Consider the following 20,027-nt stretch of genomic DNA (forward strand, 5'->3'; position numbering starts at 1 on the left):
AATAAGGGAATGATGATTGAAACCCAGTTAAGATAAAATTCATTTTAAATAAGTACATGCCAGATATTTTCTTGTTTCTTATATCTTCCCTTTATTTCTCCAACGCCATCAATGGTTAGCGAATCATTGGTTTCAGAGGGTTCATTCTCTATTATCAGATGTAATTTATTTATGTTTTGAATTCCATGATCAACATGGGCAATAACCGGTTGCTGAATAATAAAATCTTCATTGTTCATTCTTACTATTATAAAGCTCTTATGTAACAGTCTATCTTCTAATGGGATCATATTCATTGGGTCAAAGGATTTAGCAGTTATTTCCCCTTCAATATATAAATGAATGCCTGCTTGTTTATTAAACTCTTCAAATGCTTTCATTCTCTTTTCCATAGCAAAATTAATGACTTCCTCTGTTTCAGGACTTATTTTCACATCAGCTATTGAATGCTCCATATAGTCACCGGACTGCTGTTTTAATAGGTCATATAATGTATCTTCTCTATCAAAAAAACTTTCCATCCAGCCTGGTGAAAGCTCCCCCAGTAACAAACACATAAATAAACCGGAACTATAACAACTTCTTCTAATACTGGAAGTAGATTCATATTTGTTTGTTAGCTGTTGTGCATACTTTTTTAAAACTGAATCGTAATCAAGCGGGCTTTTTTCCGAGTAAGCCTTCAATTCGACATACCACGCAGGTCCCTCAATGGTTTCAATCAATTTTTCATATGTTAGGTACTCTTCAATTTTGGCTGCTCTTTTTTCCCTTAGGGCAATGAAAGCATTAAGGTATTGTTTCTTCTTAATTATGTTATTTTCCAACAACGCATGATAAAGATTTATTCTTTCCTGATTTCGCAATTCCACATTTTCTTTTGACAACGGGTATGTGATTCCCATCATTTCATCAGAAAACCGTTTTTCATCCTTTATATACTGATAGCCGTGAAATAATTCATGAACCAGTATTGAATACAAATCTTCATATTCCTCATAGTAATCCATATTAACAATTGCAGTGGGATATTCTTCATACATAATGATTGTGTCACCAGTAAACTGTACATCCCAGCTTAAAGTATCATATGTACATTGTGGATTGTTACTGAATTTAGGATGATTGAATAGATAAACCTTGCTCTTATCATATAATGCATATGCAACAAGTTCAAAGCCCGGCCAATAATTTTCCAACTTCGCTTTAACCAAGTCTTCAGCAATCCGAATAAGATGATGAGGCATTCTTTTCCTCCTCTCCACTGTTACATTAGGTTAAAAACATAATACCATATATGTTTTAACATAAATATCCAATTTTTATTTGAAACAAAAAAAGCCACTGTAACATATCAGCTCATGGGAGCGAATATTCTTACGGTGGCTTTTTTCATATGGTCACTTTTTAATTTGCCTTGCTGTGTAATGATTGGCCTGAAAAGCCGATAGCGCTTGGAACGTATACTGGACAGCTGCATATACCCCACATGCAAGGAGTATTCCAGCGAGTACATCCAATACAGCATGCTGTTTCGTAAAAAGCGTGGAGAGGATGATCAGTGTTCCGAATGCAGTGACACTGGCATACTCCCATTTGTGCTGTTCTTTCCGCTTATGGGCGACGATCATCATGATGAATGTGGTCAGTACATGTATGCTGGGAAGGCAGTTGACAGGTTGATCATGACTATAGATGAATCGCATTAACTGGGCAAAGATATCATTGCCCACCACTTCTGGACGCGGAACTGTCGTTTGCCAAAGGCAATATACAAGAAAACAGAGAAGCTTCCCCGATATCAAACTGCCTAACCCTACGAAATAGTGCTTTCGGTCAACAAAACAATAGTAAATCAGCAATCCATAAATATACGGATACCAAAGTAAATAAGGAACGGCAAATTCTTTAATAAAGGGAATCTCCCCATCTATTATAGTCGTAACATCGACAGCATGACCTGAAGATTGATTGATGATTGAATAGATGGAACTAGTAATCACCAAAAGTATTAAATAATATAACGGGTGAAAGGATAGTATGGAATTGTTTTTCATAGCTCGCTCCGGCTTTCAATATATTGGTTTTTTTCCAAAGATTATTATACAACATTTTTCACTAGATTAACTCTTTAATTGCTAAAGTTAATGATTCCCATGAACTAGTAAAATGGATATCTCTAACTTTTCATCCGACCAAGAATGCATAACGAAAGCCATGGCATATACCACGGCTTGATACGAAACTTATATGCGAGAAGGCAAAAGTGCTAACTCTGCCATCTCTAGATTTTGTTATGTCGTTTTTTCCATACAAACGTTAGGGAAATGAAGATGTAGATGCAAAGTGTAATGACCGTAACGATTACGGAAGTCGTGAAAATGATTCCGATCAGGATCGTTATTAAAGCGATGATCGCAGCCCAAGTCGTATAAGGGAACCATTTTACCGAATAGGCACTTGTTTTTCCGGACTGTTGTTTACGTGATTTCAAATGGGCGAAAGCAATGATCAACCAGATGAATAATACGGTATATCCCAGCGAACCCATTAGGAAATCGAAGGTCTTGCTTCCAGCAAATAAGGAAATCAATACACCGCCATATAAAGCGGAAGTACACATTAATATTGCGGGAACAGGTACTTTCTTCTTGGATAAACGGGAAAAGATTTTCGGAACGCGACCATCCACGGCTTGAGTATACAGAACGCGGGATGAACCATACAACCCGGAGTTCATCGATGAAATGATCGCTAATAGAACTACGGCGTTCATGATATGGTCGGCACCTGGAATACCGATCATTTGAAAGACCATTACAAACGGACTTTCCTTCACCCCGTTTACTTCGTTCCAAGGAATTAAGCTAACGATGATGAAAAAAGGAATGATATAGAAAGAAATGATCCTGACCAATGTACTGCGAACGGCTTTTGGAACCACTTTTTCAGGATTTTTCGTTTCAGCTAATGTGACCCCGATGATTTCCGTACCGCCATATGAATAGATTACCACCAGCATCGCCGTGATCAAACCTGTCGATCCATTCGGAAAGAAACCGCCATGTTCGGTCAAGTTAGAAAAACCGACCGCTGTATGATCACCAAAAGTAACGAGCAGCAACAATAATCCAGCCATGATGAACACAATGATGACCGTAATTTTAATTAAAGCAAGCCAGTACTCCGTTTCAGCAAAAACCTTTACCGACAGCAAGTTAACCGCAGTAACTAAAACCGAAACAGCTAATGCCAGTATCCAGATTGGATATCCGGGCAGCCAATATTGAATGAAAATCGCCGCAACCACTGATTCGGCCGCGATATTCAATACCCACATTTTCCAATAAATCCAATCCAGGAAATAGGCAGGATACTTTCCTAAGATCGATTGGACCAAATCCCTGAATGTTCGTGCACCGCTATTGCGGACCGCCATTTCAGCTAAACCTTGCATGATGAATAATAGGATGATGCCTCCTATCAAGTACGCAATGATTACGGAAGGGCCTGCCATATCAATGGCTGAACTGCTTCCTTTAAATAAACCTGCCCCGATGGCACCGCCTAATGCCATCATCGTAATATGCCTTGAAGTCATTGTCCTCTGTAAATTCCGTTTGTCCGTTTCCATATCCTTACCTCCCAAAAAATCAAAAAAAGCATATCGTCTCTTCCTTCATAATCAAATGAAGAAAGAGACGATATGCCTTAAGCTTACCGCGGTACCACTCTTATTGGCTCTTTTTAGAACCCTGCTTTAAAAACCTTGTAACGAAGGTCAATCGTTAAAACAAAAGAATGGAATCATTCCTATCTTTCGCTTCACCACTCCCAGGCAAGTTCAAAGTATCATTGGACTGCGTTGCACCAACCCGCAGCTCTCTTCACCGAATAATGAGCTTTTACTACTCCTGTTCATTGCGTTTAAAAAATTATATCTGAATATTTTTAATAATATCCAATACTATACGGACTCAAAGTAAATTTGTCAATAACTTTCTTAGGATAATATTTTCAAAGAAACAAATTAGGGGAAATCAACGTGTGCCAGCTATTACGATCTTGTGAGGATGAGTGGTTCTATTTCCATTTATCGGCAAACGCAAGCGATAAGACTGGTTGCTACGGCAGCTTATCTGTTAGAAATGTATCATGAGGTCACCTCCTTCCCCGTCTATAATTAGATGGAAAAGCAAAAACGTGACCTTCTTCCTGCACTCGGTTTCCTCTATATTTTTCCATATATTCAATGTTATAGTATTTATATAGGAAATAAATCTAACGAATAACTTACTATCTGTTTGGAGGACATAATGAAAAAAACGTTAATTATTATGATTTTTTTATTATCTGTTTTGGTTGGGTGTAGTAACGGTGATAAATACATGAAACTTTCTGGGGAGAGCGATCATTGGAAAGGAGAGTATGTTGCAACCGCTACCGAAGATTCGGAAAATGGAACCTATACTTTTAAATATAAAGATGTAGCCAGCGATGTATTTTTCAAGACTTTGGAGATTTCAATTAATGATGGTGAAACTAAGCAGAATGAAACAAACCATGAAGGACCAACCATTGATATATCGACTGCATGTAGCGGGTGTTCAGTTACTAATGAAAGTATTCCTATAAATGTAACAATCAAATGGGATGGTAATACAGAAATCTTTACTTTAGAGCAAAGCAAATAAAAAGAGGGCGTATTTTGCCCTCTAGCCCAAATTAATTCCCTTTGTTTACGAGTGCAGCTAACATCTGAACTAGATCACCGAAATAAGTAGCCAACGTATAAGCAATGACGAAAAAGCTTCCCGCAATAACAACTAATGACACCGTTCTAATTAGCTCAAATTTCTCTGGGTCAATTTTAACAAATTCATTTTTATATAATTATAGAATAAATACCCTCTAATATCCTAACTAACAAAATGGAACCGATAAATCGGAATGACGGCGGCTTTTAAAGGTCTTTTTCATCAATAATTCCGGCTGGAAAAAATCCACAATTAACACAGCTCCTGTTTTACCTAATCAAAGCAATATTTTCAAATAAGCTTCTCGATTTTCCGAGACTCTCCTAAACGATTAAAATTCCATCCCTAACCAGGATGCAGCCACCATCAGAACCCCAACGACAATCACTATAACCGGTCCTACAACAATTAATCCAAATAGCAATGAGACTACTGCATCCAGGAAGATTCGAAATGGTCCTGCTTTTTCCTTTTTATTCTGTTGCTCCGTTAATAAGTCTTCAAGATGAACGACTTTTTGCTTCAATTCCTGCAACTCTTGAATCACTTTTGTGTCTTGATTCATGAAATACCACCCTCTTCAATTAACAATAAGTGTTAACTCTATCATTTAAATCCATTTTTTAAAAGTGAAATTTAACCTCGAAACCAAATCTATTTTCATCCATAAAATTAAAACTATTTTTTCAAATTCTGTCATCAATGATACAATAACAGGGTTGAAAACAATCCATTCTATAGAACACGTGAGGTATCATACTTTTTATGAAAGCATTACGATTATTAAAGAGTTTTAACTTTTTATATTTTGGACTGCTTGCCATTTTCATTCCGTTTCTCCCAGTCTATCTGGCTGATCAAGGTTTGCGTCCAGCCCAAATTGGATTCATCGTCGGTACAGGAGGTTTTGTCACCCTCATCACCCAGCCTTTATGGGGAATGATCAGCGACAAAACAAGGACTATACGAAAAGTCCTGTTGTTACTCATCTTTTTCTCGAGCGTAATCGGTTATTTCCTCTATGATTCAAGCAGTTATCTTCAGCTCATCCTGTTTGCCATGCTGCTATATTTCTTTCTGATGCCGATCGATCCCCTGACGGAAAGCCTCAATTTTACGATTGCAGAGAAATCCGGGATCAGCTACGGCTCCATCCGGACATATGGTGCATTGGGTTATGCGGTCATATCGCTAATCACCGGCTATGTTATGTCATATTTCGGAGCGAACAGCCTTGCCTTCCTTTTTGCGGGCATAGGTTTGATCAGTTTCATTGTCAGCTGGATGATGCCTGATGCACCCGTTTCAGGAAAACCTGTCACCTTAAGCAGCCTTAAGCATTTTTTCAGCAATAAAGAGACGCTACTCTTTCTGTTATTGGTCTTTATCTGTGCTGTTCCAGCAAGGATGAACGATACTTTCCTCGGAGTGTATATCCGGGAACTTGGAGGAAGTGCCAAGCTTGTAGGCTTGACCTGGTTCTTAGCGGCGGGAAGTGAAATCGTTGTGTTCGCCCTAAGCTTCTGGTGGCTTCGCAAGGGTAAGGAAATCATCATCATTTCGTTTGCAGCAGCGTTTTTCTTTATCCGTTATTTCGTCTCTGCATGGATTACCGATCCACAGCTATTAGCTTATTTGCAAGTCATGCAGCTATTGACTTTCCCGATTTTCTACTCGGCGGCCATCCAATATCTGTATCGGATCGTTCCGGTGGAATGGCGTGCCACAGGCCAGACCGTACTGGCGCTGCTATTCTTCGGGGTTTCGGGAATCATTGCTTCTTATATAGGCGGAGCCATATATGGGGCTTACGGCGGGAAGACCCTTTACTTGTTCATTTCCTCCATCTCCTTTATGGGAATGGTATTCGCTTTGGTTCTTTATCGGATATACGGAAAGAGGCTCGATACCGCAGAGGAAGCTGTATAATTAAAAAACGGCATAAAAAAGAGCATGTTTTGATCAAAACATGCTCTTTTTGTATTCAGTTAGCGAAATAAAGGGGCAACCGTTAACATTAGCACAGAAAAGCAAAGCAGTATAGTAGTTGTCCTGTTTGAGAGTTTTACTTGTTTGCCATTTTTATAGAACCCTGAAAATTGAAGCCGGTTTTTATAGAGTACAAAAAGTAATGGAAAAATTGCCATACCAACAATCCACCCGCCCGTGGTATTCTCTACGGTTATACCAAAAATCGCATAGATTGAATTAATGATGAACCCAATTATCATTCCTATAACAAAAATAATGGATTATACGAAATAATTCTAAGATAACTCTTAACATCATTTCACCTGCCTTTTTCCCGTTATCCAAAAAGGCTGCAATCAGCAACCTTGAAAGTACTTTACAGGATGGGATATTCCCCTAAATATAACAAAGTTTCCTCTATTGGTAAATAGACGCTCTTTACTACTCTTCTTGAACGAGCGAATGCTTAAATGCGTAAATCACTGCTTGCGTGCGGTCCTGCACGGCAAGCTTACTTAATATATTGCTGACATGTACTTTGGCTGTTTTCAGGGCTATGTATAGTTCATCCGCAATCTCCTGATTCGTTTTTCCTTGTGTCATCAGCAGCAAGATTTCCATTTCGCGGTTTGTCAATTGATCATGAAGCTGAGTAACTTTTGGGCGACGCAGCTTTTCCATCATTTTTCCCGTCACTTCAGGTTCAAGTACGCTTTGCCCCTGGAAAGTGGAACGGACGGCTCTCGCAATCTCGCTGGCCTTTGATGTTTTCAACATATAGCTCGTCGCTCCGGCTTCCAATGCCGGGTACACTTTTTCATCATCCAGGAAGCTTGTCACAATGATGATCTTTGCATCTGGCCATTTTTCTATAATTCGTTTCGTTGCTTCTATGCCGTCCATTTCCGGCATCACCAAATCCATCAAAATGATATCCGGACGCAATTCCATTGCCAGTTCGACAGCTTTCAAGCCATTATCCGCTTCCCCTATCACTTCGATATCCGACTGTGCGGATAAATACGCCGATACCCCTATCCTTACCATTTCATGGTCATCGACAAATAATACTTTAATCATCATGATCACCTCCAGCATTTAATAATGGGATTTTCACTTCAAGTTTCGTTCCTTTATTCAGAACGCTTACAAGTTGCATCGTTCCGCCTAATTCAACAGCCCGTTCATGCATGTTTTGCAGACCATATGATCCCGTTTTCGACTCCTCGACGTTAAAACCGATGCCGTCATCCGTTATTCGTAAAATGATCATCCCATCACGAACGATCAATAGCACTTCAAGCGAGTTTGCTTTTGCATGTCTAAGTGTATTGGAAATCGATTCTTGTAAAATCCGAAACAGATGGTCCTCAATCCCCTTATCCAGAGTGACAGGCTCCATCTTCCAATTTATATCCATCGTCACTTTTTGGGCCAATTCCAAAAGGAGCTCTTTCATTCCTTCATGTAAAGATTTTCCCTTTAATGCAACAGGTCTCAAGTGAAGCAATAACGCCCTCATCTCAAGCTGGGATTGATGGATCATTTCTTCCACTACCTTGAATTGTTTCATTTCCGTTTTTTCCATATCGGTTTGCGATTCGGTGATGGCCGACATGAACATCGAAGCGGCAAACAATTGCTGGCTTACCGAATCATGCAGCTCCCGCGCCAAACGGTTTCGTTCCTGGGAAACGATTTCCTGGATCTGTTTCTCCTGATCAACGGCCTTTTCATTCGCCATTTTTTGCGATAATTTTGTCTGCTCATTGATTTGCTTATGGATCAGTTGCATCCGTTCCGCCATTTTAGCCATCTCTTGGACTGGATACGTTTCCTGTTGCGAAGGTAAGCGACCCTGTTCAAGTAAATGCAGCCCTTCATCCACCCTTTCGAGCTGCCTCTTCCAAAACATTCCCGAAACGACTCCATAAATCAGCCCTACCGTCATGACAAGGCTTGGCAGGAATATGACGAAGGGTAATCCCATGACCACTTTCTCCCACAATAAACTCCAGTCGGATAAAGGGAAGATGAAGAAAACCGTCGCCGGCAAGGCGAGGGAAAGAACGAAAGCAACACCAAGGGCAGTCAATATCTGACGTGTCAGTATGCTCATATCCGCTTCACCTCTAAATCCCCAACTAAGATTGAAGTGATGATATGAACCTTGTGATCCGTTTCATTGAACCCTTCCGTTTGATAGGAATAAATTTGATTAAAGACCCTGGATTCAGGCTTATTTTCAAAGATCCGCGCCCTGCCTGCAATGACAGAATGATGGACCCTGATTTCGATGCCATACGGTACAAGCACAGTGATATTGCCAATGATATTCCTGATGGAAATGACAGCGTCGCCTTTCGGTAAAATCGTTTTGCTTAAATCGATAACCGTATCACCGACCCCGCCCTGAACATTCACGGAATTCCATTCATATACATGTTCGGCCGTTTGTTGATGACCGAACAACTTATTTTTAAATAGATAATCGGTTTTCAGCAATCGTTCCTTATTGATCCGTTCTTCGTCAGAATCATCATTGGTTAAAATGGGACTGACCCAATCAGGATTCTTTTTGGACTGATAATATAAAAGCAAAAGATAAATGAGGATCGCCATTAGGAAAAATCTAAAGACGAACATATTCAAGACTGTGATGATAAGGGAAATCAGCCCTATAAAAAATAGGATTTTCCCGATTGTCCGTTTTGTGAATTTCCTGCCTAAATAGATACATCCTATTGAAAAAGCGATGGAAAAAAGGAGACCTCCACCCGTAAATGAAATCTCTAAAAAAAGCAGGACGACTCCGATGAGAAGTATCCATCCCATATAGTCCGTCTTCATCTTGTTCAACATCGGTTCGCCTCCCCTGTATATGATCATGATATTCTTAAAAGGCACAGGAACCCGTGCCTTTTAAGAATACCATGAAATTATCTCGTTCTGACAGCCTGTTTTCCCCCGCCTTCCATTCCAAAAGGCCAGGGGATAACAGCGATGCCTTAAAAAGTCTTTACGCTTCTTTCTGTTCCAATTCTTTTTCAAGCTGGACAATCCTGGCATCGATCGTATGCCGATTATAATCTGTATGAACCTGGTGCTCGATGCGATCGATATAATGCTCCATTTCTTCAAACATCGCTACCGGTTTGGCTTCGGAACTGCCCCCGTCCAAAACCCGATTGATCCGGTTGTTTGCCCGGGCAATATTTTCCCTGCCCATCAGTTCCAACCGCTTTAGATGCATATCCTTCAGCTTATGTTTCATTTCTTCATATTTCCGCTCCAGTTCAGCTAACTGAACCTCTGCACTTTTATGCGCCTCTTTCAAACTTAGCGCCCGATCTTCATAGTGCAGGCTTTCCTTGACGGCAAATTCCATTAAATCGGTTTCTCCCGACTGCTTGGCGATCTCAGCCTGATGCTTACGTTTTTCAGCCAGATTTTGCGCTTGATTATATTCACGCGTAAATTCTTCTTTCAAAAGATATTGACGTTCAAGCAACTTACCGACCTTTTCTGTCTCCTGCTCACATTGACGCAAATATTGATTTAACATCCCAATTGGATTTTTTTGCTCCTTTTTATCCAACAAGTCGTGAAAATCAGCCGAAATCGTTTGTTTCATTCTTGAAAATAAATTACCCATTCCAATTCCATCCCTTCTATTAGTTCTTATTCAACTCTTTCCACTCTCTTTCAAAATTTGAGAATGGGTCATTTTCTTTCGATGATGCACTTTCATCATTTTCATTCCATTTTTTATAAACCAGGTAAAGAACATAAGCTGCCACCAGTCCCAATATTGCCGGGATATGGGAAATAGAAACGATCAGCACGATAATGGAGACTGATCCCCACGCAATCTTCGCCCCTGTCGATTCGGACTTCATGAACTGCTTGAATCCAAAGTATAGGATCGCCAAGCAAATCGCCAGGCTGATCAGTGGACCAACGTTCGCCAGTAACAGGAAAAGTGCGATCAGTCCTACAATAAATAAACCAAATTTCTTCATTGTTTTCGTCCTCCTTTCTATGTTTATATCTTATCTACTTTTACAAGTTCGTATAATGAGCCTTAGCTATATTTTCTAGTAAGACTTAAGGCGTAGACGCTGTAAGTCCGATGCTAATGAGGGTGTTTATTAGTGTGTTTGGGCGGTTTACTCGGGAATTTTGCTGTTTAATCGTAAGTTTGGGCGGTTTACTCGTGTATTCTGCGGCTTTACTCGTGAATTTTGCTGTTTTACTCGTGAGTTTGGGCACTTTACTCGTGAGTTTGGGCACTTTACTCGTGAGTTTTGCTGTTTTACTCGTGAGTTTCGGTACTTTACTCGTGAATTCTGCGGTTTTACTCGTGAGTTTTGAAATAAAAAAATCTTCCGATGTATATAAGCGGAAGATTGGTGAATTGTCATTATCATTACACATACAAGCCTTCAACGTAAACTGAGGTTATGGTTTGAGAAATTTCTTCTACAGAACTTTGGTGTTCGTTTCTGACGATTTCCCACAGATACATTTCATTTGTGAAAAACCACCCTCTTGCCACAAGCTCATGGTTTAGTTCAGCTCTTGCCAGCCCATTTTGCTGTGCGTAGGCGACGTCCTTTGATATTCGCTGAATGAACTTCATGCGGATCGCTTTCCATTTATCTGAAATAATGGTTGATATCCCGATGGCCTGTTCGAAAACCTGCATCATATTGCGTTCAGCTTCTGCCATTTTCAAAAATGCATTAGCTTGTCTGTTTATGATATGTTTTGCTTCGTCTTTTGATTTTGGAAAGAAAGAGGTCTCGGCAATTTCATAGAATTGCTCCATTACATTCTCCATTAATACAATTAACAGATCCTCTTTCCCTTTAAAATGAACATAGGCCGTTCCATAACCGATGTTTGCCCTTTTGATCATTTGGGAAATAAGCGCAGCTTGATAACCTTCTTCAAGAAATGTTTCCTTTGCAGCTTCCAATAACTTTTGTCGTGTCATGATCGAGCGTAAGTGCCGTTTATCCCCTACTTTGCCATTCTCCATGCTTATTCCTCCCCTTATCTTCTAGCATAAAGGATTTCCATAAAATAAAAAACATTTGTTGGAAAGATTGATTCAATGTTTATAATTTTCTGAATTAACTTATTGACATCATGTCATATTCTTTGGTACGATTCTCCTAGAATTTTAAAAAACTAAAATAGGAGGATGATTATGGTTTCTGAATATACATTGGATCACGCTAAACAAATGGATGAGAATGATGCGCTTAAAGGTTTTCGAGAAGAGTTTTATTTAAAGCCGAATTCCATCTATATGGATGGGAACTCATTGGGGCTTCTTTCGAAAAGGGCTGAACGCACTCTTCTGGAGTCTTTGGAAGATTGGAAAGAGCATGGGATTGATGGATGGACGCAAGGGAATCACCCATGGTTTTTCATGGCTGAGAAATTGGGCGAGAAGATGTCCCAATTGGTCGGAGCTTCTCCCGAGGAAGTTATTGTAACCGGCTCCACAACTGTAAATCTGCATCAGCTTGTAGCTACTTTTTATAAGCCTCAAGGAATGCGCAGAAAAATTTTGGCTGATGAATTAACCTTTCCGACTGATATTTATGCTCTTCAAAGTCAGCTGCGTACACATGGATATGATCCGGAAACCGATCTAATCCGCGTGAAAAGCCGTGATGGGCGATTTCTTGAAGAGGATGATATTATCGAAGCAATGACCGATGACATCGCTTTGATCATCTTGCCAACGGTCCTGTATCGCAGCGGTCAAATACTGGATATGAAACGATTGACTGATGAAGCTCATAAAAGAGGAATTGTAATCGGATTTGACGGATGTCATTCCATCGGTGCCATCCCGCATTCATTCAGCGAATGGGATGTGGATTTTGCGTATTGGTGCAATTATAAACATTTAAATGGCGGCCCTGGTGGTGTTGGCGGTTTATATGTAAATCGAAAACATTTCGGAACGATGCCTGGATTGGCTGGATGGTTCGGCTCCAAAAAAGATAAACAATTCGATATGGAACATACCTTAACACCAGCTGAATCAGCAGGTGCGTATCAAATTGGCACGCCGCATGTGTTAAGTTGTGCACCTTTGATTGGGTCTTTGGACATTTTTATAGAAGCTGGAATTGAGAATATTCGCGAAAAATCCCTGAAAATCAATCAATATTTAATGGATTTAGTCGAATTCGAATTGGAAGACATGGGATTTTTCATTGGAACTCCTAGAGAAGACATCCGCCGCGGAGGTCATGTAAGCCTCGAGCATAAAGAAGCTGCACGGATATGCAAGGCATTGAAAGAGAACGGTGTCATTCCAGATTTCCGAGCACCTAACATCATTCGTCTCGCTCCGGTTGCACTATATACTTCCTACGCAGAAGTTTGGGAAGTTGTACAAATACTCAAGAAAATCATGTCAGAAAAACAATATGAAAAATTCAAGAATGAGCGTGAAGTGGTCGCATAACATGGAATTCCGCCAGATGGGGCTCATCCCTCAAATGGTTAGTTAATTAGGGCAGGATAAAATCTTTTTTGATAAAAAGGGGATGAACTATGGAGAACAAAAATACTCAATTGAACTTTAAAGATGAGCCAGAAAAAGGATTAAAACGTGAGCTGGAAACAAATCAGCTTTCCATGATCGCAATGGGCTGTGCCATCGGGACAGGTTTATTCCTTGGCAGCGGGCTTGCCATTCAAGCGGCAGGGCCAAGTGTATTGCTGAGCTATGCACTCGGGGCGTTCGTCGTTTTACTATTGATGGGCTGTTTAGCCGAAATGACGGTTGCCCATCCTACTTCCGGATCTTTTGGGGCCATTGCTGAAAAGTACATGTCTCCAATGGCAGGCTATCTTGTTCGCTATTCTTATTGGATTGCCAATGTTTTGGCTGTCGGGGTTGAAGTAAGTGCAGTCAGCGTGTATATGAAATATTGGTTTCCGACCGTGCCGGGAATCGTATGGATTTTGCTGTTTGCAGGTGCCCTGATTTATGTAAATGCTACTAGTGTGAATACATTCGCTACATTTGAGTATTGGTTCTCCTTTATTAAAATAAGTGCCATTGTTGGTTTTATCCTTCTTGGAGCCTATGTACTATTCGGTTCATCCGATCAGCCGCATATAGGACCTGAGAACTTTGTAAATGAAGGCGGTTTTTTCCCATTTGGCTGGTGGGGAATGTGGGTGGCCGTATTTATTTCTTTATTCAGCTTTCTCGGAACCGAAATGATAGCGGTTACATCAGGGGAAGCAAAAGATCCCGATGCAGCAGTTCCAAAAGCATTAAAAGCGACCGTGTTCCGTTTGTCCACCTTCTATGTGTTGACAATCGGCATCATGTTGATGATCGTTCCGTGGAAAACGGCTGGGATCGAGGAAAGTCCATTCGTAAAAGTAATGGAAATCTTGAACATTCCTGGTGCATCCGGGATCATGAACTTCATTATTTTAACGGCCGCTTTATCTGCCATGAATGCCCAGCTCTATGCTTCAACACGTATGATGTTTTCATTAGCCCGCGGAAAGCATGCACCTAGCTTTTTAGGAGAGTTAAACAAAAGGGGCGTTCCGGGAAAAGCACTTGCTGTCTCTACAACGGGGATTTTCATTGCTGCAGGCGTTCATGCGTTACTTCCTGGTTCATCCTATGCATTCATGATGGGGATTTCCATGTTCGGTGCTATGTTCACATGGCTCATGATCTTCATTTCCCACTTGTTTTTCAGGGTTAAATGGGAGAAAACCGGCGGTCGCAAATTACCTGTAAAGATGATCGGTTTTCCCTATTTAACGATACTAGGAGCCCTTCTTCTATTCAGCTTAATGATTACAACATGGTTTACAGATTTCAAGATCATGCTTCAATTCGGGATACCTTGGTTACTATTTTTAGCTGTTGCTTATTCAGTTTCAAAAAGAAAAAATATTAACCATAATGTAATGGAAGAACCTCTGGAAAAGAAGATAGAATAGAATGACGGAATAAATAGTTTTTTGCATATGGAAAAGTGAGGAGATAGCGGAATGAAGAATATGGATAACAATGAACAAACAATAACGGGTCTAGAGAAAGAAATTCAAACCGACTTTCAAAAATCGATGTCCTACGGAGATTATCTCCACCTTGATAAGATTTTAACCAGTCAACATAGATGTTCCGATCATCATGATGAAATGCTATTCATCATTATCCATCAAGCGAGTGAGCTATGGATGAAGCTCATTTTACATGAGTTGACTGCAGCAACTGAGTCCATCCGCCAAAACAAGTTGGAACCTTCGTTTAAAATGCTGTCGCGCGTTTCGAGGATCCAGCAGCAATTGATCCAGTCATGGAATGTCCTTTCAACTTTAACACCGGCTGAATACATGGAGTTCAGGGATAAACTGGGACAATCTTCCGGATTCCAATCTTATCAGAATCGTTTGATTGAATTTGCATTAGGAAACAAAAATGTCCATACGCTATCAGTCTATCAGCATCAAACGGATTTATACGAGCAAATGCAACAGGCCCTTCATGAGCCAAGTATTTATGACGCGGCGATTAATGCACTTGTGGCGCGCGGATTACCTATTGATCAAGAAGCCCTCAGCAGGGATTGGTCACAAAGATATGAACCAAATGCCAGTGTAGAAGAGGCATGGCTGACAGTTTACCGCGATGTTGAGCAATATTGGGACTTATATGAGCTGGGCGAGAAGTTAGTGGACATTGGCCATCAACAGCAATTATGGCGTTTTAATCATATGACCACAGTAGAAAGGATTATTGGTAATAAACAAGGAACTGGCGGATCATCAGGTGTAACCTATTTAAAAAGAGCACTGGATCAACACTTTTTCCCAGAACTATGGAGTCTAAGAACGAAGCTATAAGATATTCAAGAAACAGCCGGAAGAAATGGAGGTAAATGCATGGGGACATGGATTGATATTTCACAACGTCTGGATGATAACGTTGCAGTCTGGCCTGGAGATACACCTTTCTCTTATAAAGTAAATTGGAGTAAAGAAGAAAGTGGATCTGTCAATGTAGGTCAAATCAATATGAGTATCCATACCGGTACCCATATTGATGCACCTTTTCATTTTGATGATGATGGAAAAAGAGTGATTGATTTGGATCTCGATTTATATATGGGAAATGCCCGAGTTATCCATTTACCAAACAAGACAAGCATCGGAGTCAATGAATTATCCAATATTGATCTAACAGGCGTTACCCGTCTGTTAATTCGGACGGATGCATGGAGGGATCGAAGTGTGTTTCCACAAACCATACCTCATATCCAGCCAGAATTAGCGGCATATCTTTCAGAAGTCGGCGTCCGCCTTATTGGACTTGATTTACCATCAGTAGATCCACTGGATAGTAAAGAGCTATCTGCCCACCATGAACTTGCCGAACATGGCATTCACATTTTGGAAGGACTTGTATTAGACGGTATCGGACCGGGTAATTATGAGCTGGCAGCCCTCCCTCTTCCATTAGTTGAAGCAGATGGAAGTCCGGTACGTGCTGTGTTGAAAAAGTTACCCTAACAAAATTTTTCAAAAAAACGAGCCAGATCAAAAAATGATTTGGCTTGTTTTTTTATTGCCTCCTTTCTATTGAGGTAATCATTAACTATCAAATTTATCTCCCTAAACCAAGTGTATCTATGTTATAATTTTCAGAATTCATCACTAAGAGTGGAGGTCCGAATATGGAAAACTTTTATTTGTTCATCATCATGTGCATCCTTCTCATCATCTTACCCGGTCCAGATACAGCAATAGCCACAAGGAACACTGTTACCGTGGGGACTTCGGGAGGTTTTAAAACGATGTTCGGCACATGCTGTGCCCTGCTTATTCATACATCAGCTGCCGTGTTCGGACTTTCAGCAATCATTGTGAAATCCGCTTTATTATTTTCCATCTTCAAATATGTCGGTGCCGTTTACTTGGTATATCTAGGCTTCAAGACCCTATGGGGATTAAGGAATAAGCAAGTGGCCGCAGCGGCGGAAACTACGGTCAAAAGCAAGTACGAAAACCAGTCATGCTTTAAGCAAGGGTTCCTTACCAATCTGCTGAACCCTAAAGTGGCCGTCTTCTTTTTAACGTTTCTGCCTCAGTTCGTGAATCCGGGGAATGATACGTTTTTACCGTTCCTGATCATGGGCATGACGTATACCGTTTTAACTGCGTTGTGGTTTGTATTTTATATCTATCTGCTGAACCAAATCAGTGCTTTTATGAAAAAGCCTAGAACCCAAGCGATATTCGAGGGGATAACCGGGACGGTCTTGATTGGTTTCGGGATAAAGCTAGCTCTGGAAAAAGCTCATAATTAATCTGAACTGCAGATGTAGGGATATAGGTCCTTGCTGAGTTATGTCACAATACATGTTTTGATACCTCAAAATGGTCATTAGCAAATTTCCGAGACTTAGACGAAAGTTGGGAGAAGCAGCCTAAATCGAGGAATGCGAATTAAGCCGAAAGGGATAAGCCCCTTTTGGCTATTTATCGTGGAAACAAAAAAAGAACCTCAAAAGAGATTTATAAGTTTACTTCACTATTTTCCCCTCGTCATCGAACAACAGTATGTACGGTTTACCAGAATTCCAATCTTCGCTTGAAATAAACATTTGCATTGAATATAAGATACAAAATATAAACTCCCCTAAGGGAGCCTTAACAAAATCCAATTTTTCCTAATCCACGTTTTCCTTCCATCTTCAAATCTTACTATGTAATACCGATCATTACCGATACCAACAATTCGACCAGGTTGATGACTATTCCATTTGTTCTTTGCCTTTCCAACAAATACGTGTTTATTAATAAGACCAAAATCCATAATAAATTCCCCCTTTATATATATAGGTGGATTTTATTCTATTAAACTAAAACGGTTTAAGGGTCTAGCCTATAAAAATTTATTTTTTTTCATTTTTATTGCTAACCGCTTATGAAATAGACAAATAAAAAAACTCCCTTAAGGTAGCTTTTTAAATCCTTTGGTCATTCAATTGTTTGTTTAGGGTTGTCCAAACATATTGGGGAATTTATGCATTTATTAATCATGTGGGAATTTTATAAACAAAAAGGATGAATGCTGTGTCAAAGAATAAAGATAAGAAAACCAGTAAGAATAAGAGGCAAAAATCCAGTAAGAATAACAGTCAGAGTACTCGGTATACGACCGATGTTTGTGTTTTCATTTTAGGTAACGCTGCTGAAGTAAGAGAAGAAGATATAAGAACACAATTTAAATACGCCAGTGACATATGGGGAATTTATTTTCGGCCAAACATTTGTGATTTAAGAACTAGAGAAGGCGCACGGAAGTGTGGTTTGAAAGCTGATGCCACCATAGCAAGGATCTTCGTACCTTTGCAGATGAGGCAACGGGAGAAAGTTTTTAGAGCCTTAAGAAAAGGTAATTGTGGCCGTCAAACTGGACTTGCTGTGTTTTACATTAATGCACAAGACCTTAAAGATGGAAAGGCTATTGGTAACGTCAGCTGGGATAATAAAGGAACTCTGGGCAATATCGTCATGACATATGATACATTCCAACAAAAAAATATTGATATCTTAGCTCATGAATTCGGACATGCCTTGTTAGTCAATGCACGTCATTTAAATGACAAAAGCAACATTATGTATCCCTCTGGAACAATAATCGTACCACCAATCTCACAAAGACAACTAAGGGCTATGACTACCTCCAAACAAAGAGCAAAAGCCTATAAAAGACCTTATATTTATAGAATTTAAAAAGAAGCCCTTTAGAAATGATGAATCCTCACTCGCGATACATGTACAAGCTATATGAAACTCCCCTAAGGGAGCTTTTTCATTTTAGTAATAATGAACGGGTCCAGAAATAAGGCTATAAATGTTACAATATAAAAAAGCATAATTTGTTATTTTTATACAGGGAGGTAAAGAAATGAAAACTATTGAAGTTAGGAAAACAAAGGATATCGGATTAGGTTCCCTTTCTTTCGCGCTGTGTTTAATCGGAATATTGTTTACCATTCAATTTGGCGATAAACCTTGCATTGGAGATAATATTTTAAATAATATCGGACTAAGCGCCTGGTCAAATGGAGATTCAGGTATTCATTATACAATGTTCTATTCGGCTATATTTTTCATCCCTTCCTTTATCATTGGTCATATGCATCCCGATAATAGAGGAGCAAAAGCAGGGAAAATTATATCAGGTTTCCTATCAATTCTTATTGTTTCAGTACTATTAACGATTATTATCGATTTGGTGTGGGGACCATGAATGAGCTTGTGAGCACTGTTGCGGAAATAGGCCAAATTAAAGGGTATGAGCCCAGTATTACCGACCTCATCCCCCAAGCCAACCCTATGGTGTTCAATCACTCAAAGTAACCATTCACGAAAAATCCAATTGTTTCAAGTTCGTCCTCAGTTAGATCCCGCTTTAGTTCATTAGCCAGTTCCTGCTCCATTAAAGCTCGGTTTCCCCGGTGTTCGACCACCGCTCTGGCACATTCTTTCATTAGCTTAAGCTCAGCCTCCATTTCCAGTCTTGTGCAGGGCTTATCATGATGGGAAAGTATGTATGTTTCGGCATCATAGGCTTCAATTTTCTTAATGAGCAGCGAAGCCTGTTCAGCCGTATAATTCCATTTTTCAGCATAAAGATTGGCATAAAGGCAGTCTCCCAGAAATAGTGTTTTTTCCTCTTGTACATAGATGATGCAGGAATCTTTGGCATGATCGCCGCCTACATGTTCAATGACACAGGTTATATTGCCGAGAACGATCGTCATCGTTTTTTCAAAGATGATATCGGGCAGGGGAAAGGTAATCTCTCTATTCGTCCCATGTTCCAATTTGATTGCATCAGCGCAAAAGGGAATCTCCGTCCCTTCTTCGACCCGTTGATCAAGGTCCTGATCTTCCCATGAAAGCTGCTGCATATCTTTAATGTCGGTGTATGTTTTTTCCTGACAAATGACCGGAATCCCGATATTCTCCAGTCCGAATACATGGTCCCAGTGTGAATGGGTAAGAACGAGGAAATTCCCGCTTATATCATTCCGAAGCAATTCGTCCTTAAAGAGCTGGGCATGCCGGACAGAGTTACCGGCATCGATGATGAGCGTTTTCCTCTGTCCCGTCACGGCGGCAAGTACCGGGCGATCCGTTTCCTGAACTGGCGGCAGGTAGACAATATGTTTCGATAGATGTTGTAATGTTTGCATGTTTTTATTCTCCTTATGATAGTTG

General features: G+C 40.1%; 20 protein-coding genes and 1 other annotated feature. Of the genes, 9 read left to right on the forward strand and 11 right to left on the reverse strand.

Annotated features, from left to right (window positions below; translation table 11 throughout):
- Positions 1–44: 44 nt before the first annotated feature.
- From ABOA58_RS21190 to ABOA58_RS21200, 3 genes are all read right to left on the reverse strand, one after another.
- A complete protein-coding gene (locus ABOA58_RS21190) occupies positions 45–1,247 on the reverse strand; it encodes a hypothetical protein (RefSeq protein ID WP_350299889.1) in 1,203 nt (400 codons plus the stop codon).
- A gap of 153 nt (positions 1,248–1,400) precedes the next feature.
- Positions 1,401–2,057 (reverse strand): phosphatase PAP2 family protein, encoded by a 657-nt coding sequence (locus ABOA58_RS21195; protein WP_350299890.1) that lies wholly within the window; start codon positions 2,055–2,057, stop codon positions 1,401–1,403.
- A gap of 227 nt (positions 2,058–2,284) precedes the next feature.
- Positions 2,285–3,634, reverse strand: a complete 1,350-nt coding sequence (locus ABOA58_RS21200) for an amino acid permease (protein ID WP_350299891.1) — start codon at positions 3,632–3,634, stop codon at positions 2,285–2,287.
- A 60-nt stretch (positions 3,635–3,694) separates the two neighbouring features.
- Positions 3,695–3,931, reverse strand: a binding site (T-box leader).
- Positions 3,932–4,316: 385 nt separating this feature from the next.
- Between ABOA58_RS21200 and ABOA58_RS21205 the strand changes: the two genes are divergently transcribed.
- Positions 4,317–4,694: a hypothetical protein gene (locus tag ABOA58_RS21205; RefSeq protein ID WP_350299892.1), complete on the forward strand. Its 378-nt coding sequence runs from the start codon at positions 4,317–4,319 to the stop codon at positions 4,692–4,694.
- Positions 4,695–5,088: 394 nt separating this feature from the next.
- On the opposite strand, the gene ABOA58_RS21210 is transcribed toward ABOA58_RS21205, so the two are convergent.
- Positions 5,089–5,322, reverse strand: coding sequence for a hypothetical protein (locus tag ABOA58_RS21210; protein WP_350299893.1), 234 nt, complete (start codon positions 5,320–5,322; stop codon positions 5,089–5,091).
- Positions 5,323–5,522: 200 nt separating this feature from the next.
- Between ABOA58_RS21210 and ABOA58_RS21215 the strand changes: the two genes are divergently transcribed.
- Entirely contained in the window at positions 5,523–6,686 is a 1,164-nt protein-coding gene (locus tag ABOA58_RS21215) for an MFS transporter (RefSeq protein ID WP_350299894.1), read from the forward strand.
- A gap of 483 nt (positions 6,687–7,169) precedes the next feature.
- On the opposite strand, the gene ABOA58_RS21220 is transcribed toward ABOA58_RS21215, so the two are convergent.
- From ABOA58_RS21220 to ABOA58_RS21245, 6 genes are all read right to left on the reverse strand, one after another.
- On the reverse strand, positions 7,170–7,808 hold the full coding sequence (locus tag ABOA58_RS21220) for a response regulator transcription factor (protein WP_350302929.1): 639 nt from the start codon (positions 7,806–7,808) through the stop codon (positions 7,170–7,172).
- Entirely contained in the window at positions 7,801–8,847 is a 1,047-nt protein-coding gene (locus ABOA58_RS21225) for a sensor histidine kinase (RefSeq protein WP_350299895.1), read from the reverse strand. Before ABOA58_RS21225 ends, ABOA58_RS21220 begins: the two co-directional genes overlap by 8 nt.
- A complete protein-coding gene (gene liaF / locus ABOA58_RS21230) occupies positions 8,844–9,590 on the reverse strand; it encodes a cell wall-active antibiotics response protein LiaF (protein ID WP_350299896.1) in 747 nt (248 codons plus the stop codon). Before liaF ends, ABOA58_RS21225 begins: the two co-directional genes overlap by 4 nt.
- Positions 9,591–9,747: 157 nt before the next feature.
- A complete protein-coding gene (locus tag ABOA58_RS21235) occupies positions 9,748–10,383 on the reverse strand; it encodes a PspA/IM30 family protein (RefSeq protein ID WP_137018631.1) in 636 nt (211 codons plus the stop codon).
- A gap of 19 nt (positions 10,384–10,402) precedes the next feature.
- On the reverse strand, positions 10,403–10,750 hold the full coding sequence (locus tag ABOA58_RS21240; protein ID WP_063232490.1) for a hypothetical protein: 348 nt from the start codon (positions 10,748–10,750) through the stop codon (positions 10,403–10,405).
- A gap of 407 nt (positions 10,751–11,157) precedes the next feature.
- Positions 11,158–11,772 (reverse strand): TetR/AcrR family transcriptional regulator, encoded by a 615-nt coding sequence (locus ABOA58_RS21245; RefSeq protein ID WP_350299897.1) that lies wholly within the window; start codon positions 11,770–11,772, stop codon positions 11,158–11,160.
- Positions 11,773–11,943: 171 nt separating this feature from the next.
- Between ABOA58_RS21245 and kynU the strand changes: the two genes are divergently transcribed.
- From kynU to ABOA58_RS21280, 7 genes are all read left to right on the forward strand, one after another.
- Entirely contained in the window at positions 11,944–13,221 is a 1,278-nt protein-coding gene (gene kynU / locus ABOA58_RS21250) for a kynureninase (RefSeq protein ID WP_350299898.1), read from the forward strand.
- A gap of 89 nt (positions 13,222–13,310) precedes the next feature.
- On the forward strand, positions 13,311–14,732 hold the full coding sequence (locus tag ABOA58_RS21255) for an amino acid permease (protein ID WP_350299899.1): 1,422 nt from the start codon (positions 13,311–13,313) through the stop codon (positions 14,730–14,732).
- A gap of 60 nt (positions 14,733–14,792) precedes the next feature.
- On the forward strand, positions 14,793–15,638 hold the full coding sequence (kynA, locus tag ABOA58_RS21260) for a tryptophan 2,3-dioxygenase (protein WP_098373747.1): 846 nt from the start codon (positions 14,793–14,795) through the stop codon (positions 15,636–15,638).
- 39 nt (positions 15,639–15,677) lie between these two features.
- Entirely contained in the window at positions 15,678–16,304 is a 627-nt protein-coding gene (gene kynB / locus ABOA58_RS21265) for an arylformamidase (protein ID WP_350299900.1), read from the forward strand.
- A gap of 164 nt (positions 16,305–16,468) precedes the next feature.
- Entirely contained in the window at positions 16,469–17,101 is a 633-nt protein-coding gene (locus tag ABOA58_RS21270) for a LysE family translocator (protein WP_063594553.1), read from the forward strand.
- Between the two features lie 769 nt (positions 17,102–17,870).
- Positions 17,871–18,533, forward strand: coding sequence for a hypothetical protein (locus ABOA58_RS21275; protein ID WP_350299901.1), 663 nt, complete (start codon positions 17,871–17,873; stop codon positions 18,531–18,533).
- A 175-nt stretch (positions 18,534–18,708) separates the two neighbouring features.
- Positions 18,709–19,053, forward strand: coding sequence for a hypothetical protein (locus ABOA58_RS21280; RefSeq protein WP_350299902.1), 345 nt, complete (start codon positions 18,709–18,711; stop codon positions 19,051–19,053).
- Between the two features lie 97 nt (positions 19,054–19,150).
- Here ABOA58_RS21280 and ABOA58_RS21285 read toward each other — a convergent pair whose 3' ends face one another.
- Positions 19,151–20,002 (reverse strand): MBL fold metallo-hydrolase, encoded by an 852-nt coding sequence (locus ABOA58_RS21285; protein ID WP_350299903.1) that lies wholly within the window; start codon positions 20,000–20,002, stop codon positions 19,151–19,153.
- Positions 20,003–20,027: the final 25 nt, after the last annotated feature.

It is taken from the genome of Peribacillus frigoritolerans, from assembly GCF_040250305.1.
GTDB lineage: Bacteria > Bacillota > Bacilli > Bacillales > DSM-1321 > Peribacillus.